This window comes from Streptomyces sp. NPDC045287 (assembly GCF_056432325.1).
Window position 1 is genome coordinate 402,781 of record NZ_JBWKJG010000001.1, and the last position, 16,980, is coordinate 419,760.

Sequence of the window (16,980 nt, forward strand, 5' to 3'; positions counted from 1 at the left end):
CGCCGGAGCGCCGTCAGTGGCCCGGCGCGCCCGTCAGGTGACCACCACCTCCGCGCTGAGGGCCGGCTGCCGGTGCAGCCGGGACAGCGCCTCCTGGACGCGGCTGACCGGCTCGTCGAGGCGCAGCCGCGTCCGCGCGTACGCATGGACGAGGCGCCCCAGCGCGTAGACGCCCGGCCCCACGTGCTCGACCAGCCCGGCCGCGACGAGTTCGGCGAGCAGCCCCCGGGCCTCCTCCGGGCCCGTGCCGACCAGGCGGGCGGCGGCGTGCACGTCGGCGTGCGCGGCGGGCTGCAGGGTGAGCAGCCGCAGGAGGCGGCGCGCCTCGCGGGAGACCCGGCGTTCGGACGCCGCGAAGGACCGGCCCATGCCGCCGCGCAGGACCAGCGAGGCGACGACGTGCTCGTGGTAGTCGGCGAGCGGCCAGTCGGGGTGGGCGGCGATGTGGCGCCCCACGAGGACCAGGCCCTGCGGGAGGTGGCCGACCGCCTCGCCGACCAGCTTCGCGGCGAGCGGGTCCGCGTCGATCCGGGCGGCACCCGCGACGGCCCGCAGGATGCGCAGCGAGTCGGCCGGGGCGCACGGCGGGACCCGGACGCGGCCACCGATGCCCAGCCCGGACAGGCGGCGCCGCGTGGTGACCAGCGTGTGGCCCGCGCGGGGCCCCGGCAGCAGCGGCCGCACCTGCGCGGCGTCGTGGGCGTCCTCCAGGATCAGCAGCGCGCCCGTGCCGGCCAGCAGGCGGCGCAGCAGCACCGAGCGGCCGTCCGTGGACGCCGGTACGCGGGCCATGGGAGTGCCCAGGACGCGCAGCAGGTGCCCGAGCGCGGTGAAGGGGCTCGCCGGGGGCGCCTGCGGGTGCGTGCCGTGCAGGTCGACGACGAGGACGGGGCCGCCCGTGCGGTGGGTGGCGCCGAGGCGGCGGCCCAGCGCGTGCGCCAGGGTGCTCTTCCCGACCCCCGCGGGGCCCTCCAGGACGACCGTGCGGCCACTGCCGGGGAGGTCGAGGAGGCGGAGCGCCTCTTCCACGACGGCGTCGCGCACGAGCGGCCCGTCGGGCGGCGGCGGGATCCTGTCGGTGACCCGGACCCCGGGGCCGGTCGCGGCCTCTCCCAGGGCGTTGTGCAGGGCGCGGCTCCAGGCCGCCACCACCTCGTGGTCGTCCATCGCGAGTGCCCGCACGACCGCCAGCAGAAGATCGGAATTCGGGCGGCGGCGGCCCGTTTGAAAACAGTTCCCCACAGTTGAGCGGGCCGGCAACTCGCTTCTCGGCCGACCCGCGCGACGCCAGTCCCGGTGAACACGGCGTGTTATCTCGGTGATGGAAGGATTGCCGGCTCTCATCTTCAGTGCGCGCAGCTGAATGACGAACTCGTCCAGCGTGCGTATTCCGTCGAGTTCCGACGTGTGAGGCACGCGGCCCGCCCCCTCCCAGATGTGTCAAGGCCGGTGGGTCATGCGCTGGTGCGCGTCACCGTACCGTACGGTCGGCCGCCGGCGTCAACAGCGATCCCGCATGATGAGAAGGCTCTTGAGCGGTCCGGTGGTCGTCGGCCGACGGGAGGTTCGTCGGTTGGGAAGGGGGTCTGGTTCCCAGGTGACGGAGGTTTTTCCAGAGCCTTTGTGCACGGCGCGCCGGGGGGCCGGTAATTCGGCCGCCGCTGTTCCGCGGGCGTCCCCACCGCGCCTAGTATCGCGATACCGGGGAATTGTCCGGCCGTGGGACGACGAGGACGACGAGGGGGAGAGATGGCGAGTTCCCGATGGGCTCCGCCCCGGCATCTGATCGGTTTCGTCGCGCTGCTCGCGCTGCTGTTCTTCTGGGCGTATTACGTCGGCGTGCTCGCCGGAACGGTCGCGCCCGGCCTCCGCCCTGGTGGGGTGGAGACCGGGGTCGAGCAGGGGGACCGGCCGGCCCGCGAGCTGGAGGGCGGGCACGGCCACGGCATCTGAGCCGGGCGGTCAGCGCTCCGCGACCGCCTCCGGCGCCGTGCCGCCGGTGCCGTCCGCCTCCGCCCCGTCCCGCGCCCCGCGCAGCGCCCTGGGCAGCCACACGGCGATGATCACGGTGGACACGAGGGCGATGACCGCCGAGCCGACGACCACCGGGTCGTACGACTGGAGCGTGTCGTAGCTGATGCCGCCGCCCTCGCTCGCGACGAACGCGCCGATCTGGTGGATGAACCACATCAGGCCCAGCGCCAGGCCCTTCGCCCGCGCGTCCAGCGAGTTGATCAGGTACATGGAGCTGGCGACCACGGTGCCCAGGTACGTGATGCCGAACAGCAGGCCGAAGACGTTCGCGGCCAGCGCGGTCGGCGCCGCCATCAGCACCACCAGCGACAGCGAGCGCACCAGGTAGCTGCCGGCCAGGACCTTCAGGCCGTGCCCCCGGTCGCAGTAGTAGCCGGCGACGAGCGCGCCCACGATCTCGGCCGCGCCGAGCAGCGCCACGGTCGTACTGGCCACCGTGCCGCCCAGGCCGATGTGGTCCAGGTGCGCCACCAGGTGGACGTCGACGAAGGCCATGGTGACGCCGCAGCCGAAGAAGGCGAGGCTGACGGTCCAGAACACCCGGGACCCCAGCACCTCCGAGAGCATGCCCGCGCTCGACTTCCGCTGCGGGGCCGCGCCGCCCTTTGCCGCGCCGCCGGTCTCCTTCGGCAGGACGAACAGCGCGACCACGGTGATGACGAGCAGGACCACGCCCAGCCAGCGGAACACCGTCCGCCAGACGGTCCCCTCGTCGATCTGGATCCACAGCGGCAGCAGCGCCACGAAGCCGACCGCCGTGCCGTTCATGAGGATCGCGTAGGTGACGCCCCGCCGCTCGGGCGGGAACATCTCGTCGACCAGCACGCCCAGCGGCACGTACGAGATCGCCGTGTACGAGACGGCGAGGCCCACCCCGTACACCAGCGTGAACACCGCGAACGACTGGGTGAAGCCGCCCGCCAGGAAGAGGACGCCGCCCAGGACGAGCCCGCCGGCCAGCGACTTGCGCGCCCCGAACCGGTCCGCGACGTACCCCATGACCGGCGACGCGATCGCGTACGTCAGCATGAACGCGGACGGCGCGATGGCGAACGTGCCGCGCGACACGTCGAAGTCCTCCGTCATGGAGACGTAGAACGCCGTGAGCGTGTTCTTGATCGACGAGGAGAGCAGCGCGATGACGAAGCCCAGGGCGACGGCCACCCACAGCAGGGTCCGCCCGTGCCGGGACGCCCCGGAGCCGGTGGACTCGGGCGGACCCGGCGCTTCGGGGGTGCGCGTACTCGTCTCTTCCTCGAAGGGCGGCATCTCTCTCCCTGCCTGTGTCGTGGCCGGCGCGTCCCGGGCTGTCGGTGAGTAAGTGAATGTACGCGTCCGGTCGACGGGTACCCCGGTCATTCCGGCCACCGGACGGTCACCTGACGAACGGTCAGCCCGCGGACGGCGCGCCGGTCCGCTCGCGGACGCGGTCGGCCACGGCCGCCGCCAGCTCCCGCACCTGGTGCCGCATGTAGTGGCCCCGGTACGACCGGCCGTCCACGCGCGCGTAGTCGTCGAGCACGCCGTACGAGGTGAACCCGAACCGCGACCACACGCGGTGCGCCTTCGAGTCCTCCCGGACGTCGATGACGAACGTCTCCACGCCCACCTCCTCCGCCTTCGCGCAGACCCGCTCGACGAGCTGGTACACGGCCGACGTGCCGCGCACCCGCGGCTCCAGGTACGCCTTCATCACCTCGGCGAGGTGGCGGCAGTTCGGCATGGAGTTGGTCTTCATGACGCACATGGCCGCCACCCCCTCCTCGTCCTCGCCGATCAGCAGGTGCCCGCCGCCGCCGGAGACCAACTGCGCGACCCCGTTGACGAACCCCTCCTGCTGCGCCTGCGTGGGCGTCTCGGCGTAGCCCAGGATGCCGTCGTCCGCGGCGCTCGCCGCCAGCATCCTGGCGAGGTCCTTCTCATAGGCCCGTACGTCGTGGGGCCAGTGCCATGTCAACACGGTGGTCAGCACTCCGCTCTCTCGAATCGTCCAGGGCCCGCAGCCAGTTGGCGAAGAAGGCCCGCGAGTCCGCCAGCCAGCCGTCGTCGATGCCCTCGGCGGCGGCCCGGTCGGGGAAGCTCTTGATCAACTCCGGGTCGCGCTGGTCCCGGAGCTTCTCGGCGAACGTGAGGAGCGTGTCCTCCGCGTCCGCCGTCAGGTAGCCCTGCGGCAGGTCCGGCACGTGGTCGGCCTCGCCGGCGGCGTACCGGCGCAGGTCGCGCCGGTACTCGCTCAGCAGGGTCTCCCGCAGGTACTCGGGGTGCCCCTGGCTGAAGACGTGCCGCAGCCCGTCCTCGCCGGTCGCCAGGGACCACGCGCCGTCCCCGGTCTCCAGGGCGACGGTGACGCCCACCCGCCGCAGCTCCCGCGCCGGCATGGTGTTCCACCGCGAGTGCGGCACGAGCACCGTGTCCGGCAGGCCGGCGGTGAGCGGGCCGCGGGCGTGCACGCGGTGGCGGTAGACGCCCTGGAGCTTGCGCGGCAGGCGGCTGCGGCTCAGCCCGTGCAGCAGGTGCAGCGCCGCGTGCGCCGACTGGCAGGAGTACACCGTCGAGGTGACCCGGTCCGCCGTGTCCTTGAGGATCCGGTCCACCACCGCCAGGGCCGGCTCGGCCTCGACGGCGCGGTAGCGCGGCTCCCCTCCGGTGACGATCAGCCCGTCCAGGGACGGCAGCCCGTCCCAGTCGATCCCGCAGTCCGCCGTCGGGCGGGTCATGTCCGCGCCGTACGCCGTGATGTCCACGGCGGTGCCGAGCCGGTCCGCCGCGGCCTCCACCGCGGACGCGAACATGTACCGCGCCCAGCTCTCCGGAGCCGGTGAGAAGAGGTCGACGATCCCGATCCGCAGAGCCCCGCGGCGGGCGCCGTCCGGTGTGTCGGTCATGCTTGCCCCGTTCGGCTTCGCGTCCATGTCATAACGCCCGGGCGTCGACGGCGCGCAGCGCCTGGTCCAGGTCGGCCATCAGGTCGGAGGCGTCCTCCAGGCCGACCGAGACCCTCAGCAGGTTGGGGGAGATCCCGGCGCGCTCCTTCTCGTACAGCGACATCCGGCCGTGCGTCGTGGACGCGGGGTGCGTGATCATCGACTTCGTGTCGCCGATGTTGGTGGTCACGGAGATGAGCGACAGGCTGTCGATCACGTTCCAGGCGTCCCGCTGGTCGCCGCGCACGGTGAAGCTGAGCAGCCCGCCGGGGCCGGACTGCTGCGAGTCGACCAGCTCCCGCTGCGGGTGCTTCTCCAGGCCGGTGTAGTACACCTCCTCCACCGCCGGGTGCTGGTCCAGCCACTCGGCGAGGAGCGTCGCGTTGCGCGAGTGCTCCCGCATCCGGATGGGGAGCGTCTCCAGCGACTTCAGGAACACCCACGAGTTGAAGGCGCTCGGGCTGGGGCCGGCGGTCCGCAGCACGTCGGTCACCGGCTTGAGGAGGTCCTCCCGCCCCGCGACGACGCCGCCCCCGCACCGCCCCTGGCCGTCGATGTACTTGGCCGCGGAGTGGATGACGAGGTCGGCGCCGAGCGCGATCGGGTTCTGCAGGACCGGGGTGCACAGGGTGTTGTCGACGACCAGCACGACACCCCGCTCGGCCGCGAGGGCCGACAGGGCGCGCAGGTCGGCGACGTGCATCATCGGGTTGGTCGGGGACTCCAGCACGAACATGGCGGTCTCGTCCCGGACGGCCTCGCGCCACTGGCCGATGTCCCGGACGTCCGCGATGGAGACGGACACCCCGAACTTCTCCATGTAGGTGCGGAAGAACCGGGGCGTCGTGCCGAACATCCCGTCGCCGAGGACCACGTGGTCGCCGGCCGAGAGGAGCCCGAGCGCCACGGCGGTGTACGCCGCCATCCCGGAGCCGACCGCGACCGCCGCCTCCGCGCCCTCCATGGCGGCGATCCGCTGCTCGAAGGCGGCCGTGGTCGGGTTGTTGAACCGGACGTAGACGTTCCCGGGCCGGCGGCCGGCGAACTTCTCGGCGGCGTCCTCGGCGTCCGCGAACACGTAGCTCGCCGTCAGGGCGAGCCCCTCGCTGTGGAGATCCGACAGATCCTGGTACTGCCCCGCGCGCACGGCGTGCGTGGCCAGGGAGTACGGCCTGGGCGGCTGATTCACGGGCACTCCTGCTCCTCCGTCGTCCGCGGTCAGAGCCGGCCGGCCTTGTACTCCTGGTAGATGCCCTCGTACATGTTGTAGAAGAGGTCGCACGTGTGGGAGACCGCGTACAGCGCCTCCTCCTGCATCTTCTCCGTGGTGCAGATGTCGGAGACCAGGTCCAGGCCGTGCCGAACGTGGTGGACGTCCTCCGCCTGGTGCACGGAGAAGAACAGCAGGTCCTCGTCCTTCAGGCCGTACACGCGCTTGAAGATGCTGTCGCGGGCCTCGGCGCCGCGGGTCTCCAGGTTCTGCCCCTCGCTGGCGATCATCACCGCGGCGGCACCGATGTGGTACGTCTCCGGGTTCTTGCACGCCTTCATGCGGTAGTCGATCAGCTCCTGCGTGTTCGGCAGGGCCGTCTCGGCGTCGCGGGTGGCGTCGTCGACGCCGATGGCGCGGATGAAGTCCTGCATCAGCTCGACGTGGTTCTTCGTCTTGGAGATGCGGCCGGTCTCCTCCTCGTAGAGGTTGAACAGCAGGCGCCGCTTGTGCTTGCCCTCCTTCGGGCAGAAGTAGAACAGCGTCTCGATGTAGTCCAGGAAGTGCTTCGTGAGCTGGTACCCCTGGAGCGCCACCTTCTGCAGGGTGTGCAGGTCCCGCTTCTCCGCGTCGAAGAGGATGTCGAACATCGGGTGGTTCAGCGTCAGCTTCTCGTGGAGCGTCCGCTCCAGCTGGTCGCGGAACTCGTCACGGTCGGTCAGCATGTCCGGACTCCTTGGTCGTTGACTCGGGCCGCTCCCCAGCATCAGGGCCGGGGAGCGGCCGGTCCGACTTCGTGGACGATCCTGGACGCGCTCGTCTACGACCGTTCGAGGGCGGCGAGCAGCACGCACACGGCGAGGCCCTCCATCGCCGTCTCCAGCTCGTCGAGACCCGGGTAGGTCGGGGCGATCCGGATGTTCCGGTCGCGGGGGTCCTTCCCGTACGGGAAGGTGGCGCCCGCCGGGGTCAACCGGATGCCCGCCTCCGCCGCCAGCTCCACCGTGCGTCGCGCGCAGCCGTCCGGCACGTCGAGGCTGACGAAGTAACCGCCCCGGGGCCGCGACCAGGTGGTCGCGCCGAGGCCGCCCAGCCGCTCCCGCAGCACCCGCTCGACCAGGTCGAAACGGGGCCGCAGCAGCGCCCGGTGCTCCGCCATGTGCGCCCGCAGGCCCTCCGCGTCCCGCAGGAACAGGGCGTGCCGCAACTGGTTGAGCTTGTCCGGCCCGATGGTCCGGCGGGACAGGTGGCCGGTCAGCCACTCCACGTTGGCCCGGGAGGAACCGAAGAACGCCACGCCGGCCCCCGCGAAGGTGATCTTGGACGTGGAGCCGTAGACGAACGCGCGGTCCGGGTGGCCGTGCTCGGCGCACAGGGCGAGGATGTCCGGCGCCGCCGCCGGCTCGTCGGTCAGGTGGTGCACCGCGTACGCGTCGTCCCACAGGATCCGGAAGTCGGGCGCCGCGGCGGGGAGCGCCGCCAGCCGGCGCGCGGTCTCCTCGCCGTACACGGCGCCCGTCGGGTTGCTGTACGTGGGGACGCACCAGATGGCCCGGACGCGGGGGTCCTCGGCGGCGAGCCGCTCCACCTCGTCCATGTCGGGCCCGTCCTCGCCCATCGGCACGGGGATCATCTCGATGCCGAGCTTCTCGCAGAGCGCGAAGTGCCGGTCGTAGCCGGGCACGGGGCACAGCACGGCCGTCCGCTCCGCGCCCCACGGCCGCGCGGAGCCCGGCACGCCGAACAGCACGGCGTGCACCAGCGTGTCGTGCATGAGGGCCAGGCTGGAGTTGCCGATCGCCAGCAACTGGTCGACGGGGACCCGCAGGACCTCGGCGAAGATCGCGCGCAGCTCGGGCAGCCCGTGCAGGCCCCCGTAGTTGCGGTGGTCCGCGCCCGCGCCGGCGGGTCCGAGGGCGGCCGCGCCGATGTCCAGCAGGCCCGTCGACAGGTCGAGCTGGGCCGGGGACGGCTTGCCGCGCGTCAGGTCGAGCGCGAGGCCCCGCCCCTTCAGCGCGGCGTAGTCGGCGCGGATCCCCTCGGCCAGGTCGGCGAGGCGGGCGGCGCCGGCGGTGCCGGGGGCGCTGTTCGTGCCGGTGGTGCTGGTGGTACCGGTGGTGCGCAGTGTCATGGTGTCACCCGTGTTCGGGGTCGAGGATGTGGGCGAGCGCCCGGCGGACGCTCGGCTCGGGCCCGGAGGCGAAGCACAGCGGCTGCCCGTCCCGGGAGAGCCAGTCGAAGAGACGCGGTTCCCCGTCGTCCGGTTCGAGCAGCACCGGCGCGGAGTCCGGGGCCTGGACGAGGGTCTCCGCCACGGAACCGAAGGTGACGGGCCCCTCCGCGGGCACCCGGGCCACCACGTGCTGCGAGAGCTGCCCGCCGCCCCGGACGCCCAGGGTCAGCAGGGCGGGCACCTCCGGCCGGTCCCGCTTCTCGTGGACGGTCAGCCGCACGGTGTGCGGCCCGCCCGCCAGCCCCGGGGCGTTCCGGTCGGCCCGCGCGATCGCCGTGTAGCGGGCGGCCGAGGCGCGCCCCACCGCCAGGGCGAACGCGACGGCGTCCTCCAGCACCTCCGGCCGGTCGCCGAACACCTCCAGCCAGCGCGCCTGCAGGGCGGGCGACACCGCGCAGGACACCGCGGCCCGGGTCAGCAGCGGCGTGCGGTCCTGCGGCGACTCCCGCAGCCACCGGGCGACGTGCGGCGCCATCGGCACCCCGTGCGGCGCCTCGCCGGAGGCGGCCAGCGGCAGGACCCGCGGCCAGTCGACGTTGAACAGCATGACCGGCATCTGCGCGTCGACGTCCGCGTCGGTCAGCGCGGCGAGCTGCTCGCGCACCCGCTCCTCGTGCGCCTCCCGCGCGGCCGGGTCGGACCGCTTGGCCGCCGCGAAGTCCTGGAAGTCCACGGCACCGGGCGAGCCCAGGGCGTCGGCGATGCGGCCCCGCTGCGCGTCGTACTCCAGCAGCAGCTCCGGCTCGGCGAACAGCGCCGCGGCGAACCGGTTGCCGCCCGAGTACACCGTCATGCCGATCCGCTCGTCCCCGGCCAGCTCCCGGGCGGCCAGGACGAGGGCGACCAGCCGGCCCACCGCGTACACCTCGGCGAGGTCCGCCCACCGGCCGGCCGTCTTCAGCCCGCCGACGTCCCGCTTGGACTGCCCCCAGGCCAGCTCGAACCGCGGCGGCGCGTCGGCGGACAGGGCGCCGGCTATGCGGCGCTGGAGCGCCCGGGTGTCCAGGCGCCCGGCGTTGGCGCTGATCTGGTGGTTGCGGAACAGCTCCGCGACGAGGGCGGCGCGCCGGAGCGCCGGGTCGTCCAGCCCGTCGTACAGGGTCTCCCCGGACAGCACTTCGAGCGTGCCGCGGGAGCGTCGGACCAGGGCCTTGGCCTGCCGCTCGACGCCCTCGCGCCAGCGGGGCAGCAGCTCGTCGCGGAGCTGACGTGCCGTCAGTAAGCCGATGGGCTCGGGGGAGGACGGGAAGAGCGGGACCGCGTCGGGACTCTCCTTGAGCAGCGCGGGCAGTCCGCTGCCGCTGACGATGCGGTCCGGCTGGTAGGTCGGGGTGGTGGTCGCGGTCGTCATATCTCCATGGCCTCCAGCAGTCGGGAGAAGGTGCCGTCGAGCAAGGGTGCCGGATCGTCCACGTACGCGATGGGCTGCTGCGTCCGCTCCAGCCGGGCCAGCGGCAGGTAGGGGAGCTCGTGGCTGCCGCGTCCGGCCGCGCCGTGGAGCAGTACGGGCGTCTCCCCGGCGGCCTCGCGTTCGATGCGGTAGCGGAACGTGGGGCGGGCCCGGCCGTCCCGCAGAGCGTAGCCGCCCGTGGAGTGCTGGGCCGTCATGTTGGCGTCACGGGAGGCCGCGGTGGTGAAGTGCAGCTCGCCGGGCTTGCCGTGGATGGTGAGCTTCACCGCGCGCGGGGCGGTCTCCTTGATCAGGTTCAGGTCCCGGTCGGTCAGCGAGATCGCCACGTACCGGCAGGCCGCCCCCCACGCCTCCTCCCGCAGCGCGCGGTGCAGGTCCGGGTCGGCGGCGGTCCGCCCGTAGGGGGTCGCCGGGAGCTGCCCGCCGACGCCCGTCCCGGTCAGCGGGCGGCCCAGGTGGGCGACGTAGAGCGCGTACGCGTCCTGGTGCGCGTCGGAGTAGCACGGCCCGTCCGGCAGGCCCCCGTGGCCGGAGCCGAGCGCGGTGTAGCGCACGGACGTCGCGATGGACCAGAACGTGTGGGCCAGTTGCTCCCCGGTGCCGTCCGTGCCGGCCAGCCGCTCCAGGCTCTCGCGGGGCGTCACCGGGGAGAACAGCCGCCCGTAGCGGTCGACCAGGTCGGCGGAGCGCCGCAGGTAGTACTCCTCGCGGGTGCGCAGGTCCCCCGCGCCCAACCCGCGGGCGACCCACTCCTCGTAGTCGGCGACGTGGAGGACGCCGTCCGCGCCCAGTTCGCCCACCCACCGGCGCAGCGTGTCCTGGTAGGCGTCGACGACCGGATCGGGCGTGCGGCAGGCCCTGTTGTACTTGCGGCCGTCCGCGAGGACGGTGAAGCGGCAGCCGGTGGGGGAGAGGGCGGCCACCGTGTGCGCGAGCGCCGCGCAGCGGGCCAGCGAGTGCAGCTCGGCCGTGTCCGGGCTGACGCCCCGGTTCTTGACGGGCGAGAACGGCTTGCGCGAGAAGATCGGGAAGACCAGCTCCACCGGCTCGCCGTGGCGCAGGGCCTCCGCCACGCGGTCGCGCAGCTCCGCCCGCCCCATGTGCTCCCGCTGCGTGCGGAACCACTTCCCGTCCGACAGCGCCTCCGCCACGGCCTCGGCGGAACCGACGCGCCGCACCCCGTACTCGGACATCCGCTTGCGGGCCCGGGCCAGCGCCGTGTCCAGGCGGGCCGACGCCGTGCGGCTGACCGCGGCGCGCAGCGCCGGCATGACCGCGGCCAGCCACGCCTCCGCGTCGACGGTCACCGCGCGCGTGGCGTGCCGACGGGCGGCGTAGAGCTGGAACGGGCGGGCGCGGACGGCGCGGATGAGCCGGTGCCCGTCGGATATCTGGCTTCGCCGCTGTTCGGCGGAGAGGTCCCGCAACGCCCGTTCCCTGCGGCTCGTCACGAACCCCGAGGCGGACGGTTCGGTGGTGACGGTGGTCATGACTGTGCCTCACTTCCTCGTGTACGTGGTGGGGGACGACGCCCCGGGGGAGGCGGACGCGGCATCGGCGGGGGGCTCGCGCAGGAAGCGGACGACGACCGCGGCGGTGCCGCCGACGACGGTGAGCGCCAGCCAGGCGGCACCGAACCCGGCGTGGTCGACGAGCAGGCCGAAGAGCATCGGGCCGGTGGCGCCCCCGAGGGAGACGCCCATCTGCGTGACCGCCGTCGCGCGTGCCGCCCGGCCCGGGAAGGCCGCGCCCGCCACGTAGTGCAGCAGCCCCGCCCACCCCCAACCGCCTCCGAACGCGAGCAGGCCGCCCAGCGTCGTCACCCACGGCCCGCCGCCCACGGCCAGCAGCAGCGTGCCGAGGGCGCCGGCGAGGTAGAGCTGCCACAGCAGCGAGCGCGGCGCGTACCGGCCCCGGTCCACGACCACCCCGGCCACGAGGCGGACCACGATGTTCGTCACCGAGCCGGCGGCGGCGAGCATGCTCGCCCAGGTCAGCGTCATGCCCTCGTGGACACCGGAGGCGATGAGGAACCCGCCGATCGCGTTGCCGACCATCGCCCCGCACAGCCCCGCGACGGCCAGGCCCAGCAGGTGCCCGTTCATCCGCAGCGGCGGCGCCGGGACGGCGGGCGCCCGCCGCCCGCCGGACGCCCGGTGGCGCAGCACCAGGCCCGGCAGGGCGTACGCCACGCACACGGCGGCCGACGCGACGAACACCGCCCGCCAGCCGAACGGCACGGCCACGGCGGGCACGGCCAGGCTGCCCAGCAGCGTCGACGCGGGGATCGCGGCCTGCTTCAGGCCGAAGGCGAAGCCCTGGACGGACGGGGAACACCGCTTCATCAGCAGGGAGTTGGTGTGCGGCTGGGTGTATCCGTAGACGAGCCCGCCGACGGCCGTGCCCACGACGAGCCCCCCGCTGCCGGCCCAGGCCGACAGGGACAGCGCCGCGGCGGTCACGAGCGCCGCCGAACCGACCGTCGTCTCCGCCGACACGGGGGTGTCGACCCGCCGGCTCAGGTACGCGCCGGACAGCGAGGACAGCCAGTACGCCGCCAGCAGCAGTCCCGTGTCGCCCGCGTCCCAGCCCAGCTCCCGGTTGACCAGCGTGCTCGTCGCCCCCACCAGGAACAGCGGCAGGGAGGTCAGTACGGTGATCAGCGCCACGCTCACGGCGGCGCCGGCTCCCGACCCGCCGTTCCCGCCCTTGTCGCCGGCCTCTCCCACGTCCGCCCCTTTCCGGAGAACTTTTCCGTCCGCCGCGCCGTCCGGCCGGAGAAAACACCGGCCCATTCCGGGTGCGGCGACGTTCCTTTTCGCGTGCCATTCGCGGCTTCCGCGGTTTCGGCCCCCATCATGACCGGCCTGCAAATGCGCCGGTCAAGTCCCGGCCCGGCGGGGGGTCGATTTCTCGTCACGCCTGTCCTGAACTGGGCAAAGGGTGAGTGACATCGGAATGGAACCGAAGAGAAAGGACCGCTGCGCGATGTCTCCGGGATGACGGGGAAAGGGTGCGGCGGCGACCGCGAAAAGACCGCTCGGGAAATGCGTACGAGTGCGGTGCGCGGGAGTTTCGCGGCGACCGCCGCGGTCAGGGGACCACCGGGTGGTGCGGCAGGTCCTCGTCGGGGAACGCCGCCGTGGGGTGCGCCGGGCCGGTGGCCGGCACCACCGCGTCCGCCTCCACCGCGCGCTCCGCGGCGAACAGCCGCACGAGGTCGTGGAGCCGGTAGCGCGGCCCGCCCGCGCCGTCCGGGCCGACGGCCTCGACCAGCCGGGCGTCCACCAGTTGCTCGACCGCCGCCTCCGCGGCCTCCGCGGCCTCCCGGCCGGCGCCGAACAGCCCCGCCACCACCCGGTCCGCGACCTCCGGCACGGGCAGCAGGGCGAGGCGGCGCAGCATCCGCCGGGCGTCGGCGCCGACGGCGTCGTACGACAGGGCAATGCGGGCGCGGACCGCGACGCCGTCGTGCTCCAGCTCGTCGAGCCGCCGCCGCGCGTCGGCCAGCCGGGCGGCGACCCGGCCCAGCGTCCAGTGCGGCCTGGCCGCGAGCCTCGCCCCGACGACGCCCAGCGCGAGCGGCAGCCGCCCGCAGAACTCCACGACGCGCCGGGCCGCTTCGGGCTCCGCGGCGGGGCGCGCCTCCCCGGCGCTCCGCCGCAGCAGCTCCAGGGCCTGCTCCGGCGTCAGCAGGCCCGGCTCCACCACGAGCGAGGCGAGCGAGGACGCCACGCGCGCGCGGCTGGTGACCAGCACGGCGCAGCTACCGGTGCCGGGCAGCAGGGGCCGGATCTGCGCGGCGGACGCCGCGTCGTCGAGGACGACCAGCACCCGCTTGTCGGCGAGCAGCGCCCGGTACGCCTCGGCGCGCTGCTCCAGGCCGCTGGGGAGCGCGGAGCCCGGCGTGCCCAGCCGCCGCAGGAACCGGCCCAGGGCCTCCTCCGGCGGTACGGGCCGGGGGTGCGTGCCGCGCAGGTCGACGTAGAGCTGGCCGTCCGGGAAGGCGGGGCGGCGGAGGTGGGCGACGTGGACGGCGAGCGCGGTCTTGCCGGTCCCGGCCCCGCCCGCCACGGCCGCGACGGGGACGTGGCCGCCGGCCGCCGGGGCCAGCGCCTCGGCGAGCGCGGCGGTCTCGCGCTCGCGGCCGACGAACGCGCGCAGGTCGCCGGGGAGGAGGCACGGCCCGGCCGGCGTCTGCGCCCCGGCCGCCCGCCACCGGTCGGCGCCGGCCGGGCCGGGCGCCGGGCACGGCGGGCCGACGGGCCGGGTGGGGGGCGACTGCGGGCCCGGGGTCCGGGACCGCGGGGCCGGGGGCGGTGTCCGCCGGGCGAGGGACGGCAGCCGGGGCGCCCAGGAGGGGGGCCGCAGGGCCGGGCGCGGCTCCGGCGGGACCGCGGGCGCGAAGCGGCGCGGTGCCGGCCGGGCGGGGGAGGGGGCGCACGGCGCGGGGCGCGGTCGCGGTACGCCCTCGGGTGCGGCCGGGGCCGGGGCCGGGGCCGGGGCCGGGGGCGGGGCCGGGGCCGTGCGGGCGCGGTCGCCGGTACCGCGGGGCGCCTCGCCGTCCGTGCGGCCGGGGCGCGCGTCCGCGCGGGACGCGGAGGTCCGGGGCGCGGGCGTCCGGGGCGCGGAGGGCGCGGGCGTCCGGACCCGGGTCGCCGCCGCGCCGCCGGGTTCCGCACCGCTGGGTTCCGGCTCCGGGTGGCCGGGTTCCGTACTACCGGGTTCCGGGCCGCCGGGGACGGAAGGGGCCGGGGGCGGGGCGCCGCGCAGGATCTCCCGCTGGAGGCGCCGCAGTTCGGGCCCGGGTGCCGCGCCCAGCGGGTCCTCGAACAGCCGGACCGTGTCCCGGTACAGCCGCAGCGCGTCCGCCCGCCGCCCCGAGCGGTACAGGGCCGTCATGAGCTGGGCGCGCGGCCGTTCGGAGAACGGGTGCTCCTGGACGAAGGCGGCCAGCTCCGAGGTGACCCGCTCGTACCGGCCCAGCGCCAGGTGCACCTCCGCCCACCTCTCGCGCAGCGCGACCCGCTCCTCCTCCCAGGCGCGCGCCTCCGGGCGCCAGGCGCGCCGGTCCATGCCGCTGAGCAGCGGCCCGCGCCACAGGGACAGGGCGCGGTGCAGCAGCGCGGCCGCCTCCTCCAGCCGTCCGTCCGCCGCGCAGGCGTCGGCCGACGCCCGCAGCCGCCGGACGAGCGCGGTGTCGAGCTCGGCGTCACGGGCGGTCAGGACGTAACCGGGCGGCACGGTGAGGACGCGCCGCGGGTCCACGCCGGCCTGGCCGAGGCGCCGGCGCAGCAGCGACACGCAGACGGCGACCTGGTTGGCGGGGTCGGCGGGGAGCCGGTCCTCCCAGATGCCCCGGGCCAACTCGGCCACCGGCACCGTATGGTTGGCGTGGAGGAGGAGCAGGGCGAGGAGGTGCCGCAGGCGGGGCGCGGTGAGCGGGAGCAGCCGGCCGGCGACGCGGATCTCCAGCGGCCCGAGGAGCCGGAACTCCACTGCGGCGCCCGGGAGTTGCCCCATCTTCGCGTCGCCCCCTCATCGATCGTTCGCGTACCCGAACCACTGTCGACAGGTCGAACACCTCATCCGGCGACATTCGCACAACATGCCCACCTGAGCCACAGGGGATCCACGGACAGAGACGGGGCGTCGGGTCTGTCCTACTGAATGTCTATTCATCCCAACGAGTGGTGGGAATTCAGATTTTCTATCGTTTCCCAGAAGAATGGCGAGTCCCGTCACTTCGCACGAGATGCAGGAGATGCCGGTGTCCCGTCACGATTCGTCGTCCTCGCCCCCCACCCCCACCCCCGAGACCGAGACCGAGGCGTCGCACATGACGACGCTCGGGTACGCGCTGTTCGCCACGCGCTGGCTCCAGGCGCCGCTGTACTTCGGCCTGGTGGCCGCGCAGGGCGTGTACGTCTACAAGTTCTTCAACGAGCTGTGGAAGCTCGCCGAGCACGTCCTCGACGGCGAGGTGGACGAGACCCACGTCATGCTGGCGGTGCTCAAGCTGGTGGACGCGGTGATGATCGCCAACCTGCTGATCATGGTGATCGTCGGCGGGTACGAGACGTTCGTCTCGCGCATCGGCCTCCAGGGCCACCGCGACCAGCCGGAGTGGCTGTCGCACGTCAACTCCAACGTGCTGAAGGTGAAGCTGGCGACGGCGATCGTCGGGATCTCGTCGGTGCACCTGCTCCAGATGTTCGTGGACGTGCACCACACGCCGGAGCACGACCTGCTGTGGGGCACGGTGATCCACATGGCGTTCATCATCTCGGCCCTGATCCTGGCCTACATGTCCGGCCCCATGGCGGCGCACGAGCACGGCGCCAGGGCGGACGGGAGAGGCGGCTCCCCGTTCGACCCGGCGGCCTTCCGCGCGGACGGCTCCGCCCGGGAGGACGGCGGTGCGGCGGCGGAGGAGGGCGCCGGGTCGGCCCTCGTACCGCGGCAGGCCACGCCCGGGCGGACCCTGGCGGAGGTGGAGGCGGAGGCGCGGATCGAGGCGGCCGGGTTCCCGGCGCGCAAGGAGCTGGAGGCGTTCGACGCCGCGCACCTGCGCTCCTTCGACCCGCTGGTGCTCGACCGGCTGGGCCGGCTCGACTTCGTCGCCCGCCGGGAGAACGTCGTGTTCCTCGGCGGCCCCGGCACCGGCAAGACGCACCTCGCGGTCGCCCTCGGCGTGCGGGTCTGCGAGGCCGGGCAGCGGGTCCTGTTCGCCACGGCCCTGGAGTGGGGCGACCGGCTCCGCCGCGCCAAGGCCTCGGACCGGCTCACCGACGAGCTGACCGCGCTGGACGCGTACGCGCTGATCGTCGTGGACGAACTGGGCTACGTCCCGTTCGACGGGGAGTCCGCGAACCTCTTCTTCCAACTGGTCGCGCACCGCTACGAGCGGGCCTCGATGATCGTCACGAGCGACCGCCCCTTCGGGCGGTGGGCCGAGGTGTTCGGCGACGCCGGCACCGCCTCCGCGACGGTGGACCGGCTCGTCCACCACGCCGAGATCGTCACGCTGGAGGGGGAGAGCTACCGCACGCGGGGGCTGGCCGGCGCGCCGGCCGGAGGGCGGGCCGCGCTGGACGCGTGAGCCCGCCGAGCGGCGCGGGGCCCGGGGCCGGTGGGGTCCCGGGCCCCGCGCGCCGTGCTCCGCGCC

At 74.3% G+C, this 16,980-nt stretch carries 13 protein-coding genes; 2 read left to right on the plus strand and 11 right to left on the minus strand.

Features of this window, described 5'->3' with window-relative positions; genetic code table 11:
- Positions 1-33: 33 nt before the first annotated feature.
- Complete coding sequence (locus AC07D6_RS01720; protein WP_479041129.1) at positions 34-1,182, minus strand: hypothetical protein; 1,149 nt, start codon at positions 1,180-1,182, stop codon at positions 34-36.
- Positions 1,183-1,749: 567 nt separating this feature from the next.
- Between AC07D6_RS01720 and AC07D6_RS01725 the strand changes: the two genes are divergently transcribed.
- Positions 1,750-1,953, plus strand: coding sequence for a hypothetical protein (locus tag AC07D6_RS01725; RefSeq protein ID WP_315879976.1), 204 nt, complete (start codon positions 1,750-1,752; stop codon positions 1,951-1,953).
- A 9-nt stretch (positions 1,954-1,962) separates the two neighbouring features.
- Here the strand turns inward: AC07D6_RS01725 and AC07D6_RS01730 are convergent, their stop codons facing one another.
- From AC07D6_RS01730 to AC07D6_RS01775, 10 genes are all read right to left on the minus strand, one after another.
- On the minus strand, positions 1,963-3,303 hold the full coding sequence (locus AC07D6_RS01730) for an MFS transporter (RefSeq protein ID WP_315879975.1): 1,341 nt from the start codon (positions 3,301-3,303) through the stop codon (positions 1,963-1,965).
- Between the two features lie 121 nt (positions 3,304-3,424).
- Positions 3,425-3,994 (minus strand): GNAT family N-acetyltransferase, encoded by a 570-nt coding sequence (locus tag AC07D6_RS01735; RefSeq protein ID WP_315879974.1) that lies wholly within the window; start codon positions 3,992-3,994, stop codon positions 3,425-3,427.
- Entirely contained in the window at positions 3,954-4,919 is a 966-nt protein-coding gene (locus tag AC07D6_RS01740; protein ID WP_479041131.1) for a homoserine O-acetyltransferase/O-succinyltransferase family protein, read from the minus strand. Before AC07D6_RS01740 ends, AC07D6_RS01735 begins: the two co-directional genes overlap by 41 nt.
- Before the next feature lie 28 nt (positions 4,920-4,947).
- Positions 4,948-6,147, minus strand: coding sequence for an O-succinylhomoserine sulfhydrylase (locus tag AC07D6_RS01745; RefSeq protein WP_315879972.1), 1,200 nt, complete (start codon positions 6,145-6,147; stop codon positions 4,948-4,950).
- Positions 6,148-6,176: 29 nt separating this feature from the next.
- Positions 6,177-6,893, minus strand: coding sequence for a TenA family transcriptional regulator (locus AC07D6_RS01750; protein WP_479041133.1), 717 nt, complete (start codon positions 6,891-6,893; stop codon positions 6,177-6,179).
- Between the two features lie 95 nt (positions 6,894-6,988).
- Positions 6,989-8,299 (minus strand): aspartate aminotransferase type Ic, encoded by a 1,311-nt coding sequence (locus AC07D6_RS01755; protein WP_479041135.1) that lies wholly within the window; start codon positions 8,297-8,299, stop codon positions 6,989-6,991.
- Positions 8,300-8,303: 4 nt separating this feature from the next.
- Entirely contained in the window at positions 8,304-9,752 is a 1,449-nt protein-coding gene (locus AC07D6_RS01760) for a hypothetical protein (protein ID WP_315879969.1), read from the minus strand.
- On the minus strand, positions 9,749-11,302 hold the full coding sequence (locus tag AC07D6_RS01765) for an L-tyrosine/L-tryptophan isonitrile synthase family protein (RefSeq protein ID WP_315879968.1): 1,554 nt from the start codon (positions 11,300-11,302) through the stop codon (positions 9,749-9,751). The genes AC07D6_RS01760 and AC07D6_RS01765 overlap by 4 nt, the downstream gene beginning before the upstream one ends.
- 9 nt (positions 11,303-11,311) lie before the next feature.
- Entirely contained in the window at positions 11,312-12,541 is a 1,230-nt protein-coding gene (locus AC07D6_RS01770; RefSeq protein ID WP_315879967.1) for an MFS transporter, read from the minus strand.
- A gap of 364 nt (positions 12,542-12,905) precedes the next feature.
- A complete protein-coding gene (locus tag AC07D6_RS01775) occupies positions 12,906-15,335 on the minus strand; it encodes an AfsR/SARP family transcriptional regulator (protein WP_479041138.1) in 2,430 nt (809 codons plus the stop codon).
- 241 nt (positions 15,336-15,576) lie between these two features.
- Here AC07D6_RS01775 and istB point away from each other — a divergent pair, with 241 nt between their 5' ends.
- Positions 15,577-16,914: an IS21-like element helper ATPase IstB gene (gene istB / locus AC07D6_RS01780; RefSeq protein ID WP_479041140.1), complete on the plus strand. Its 1,338-nt coding sequence runs from the start codon at positions 15,577-15,579 to the stop codon at positions 16,912-16,914.
- The last annotated feature ends 66 nt before the right edge of the window (positions 16,915-16,980 follow it).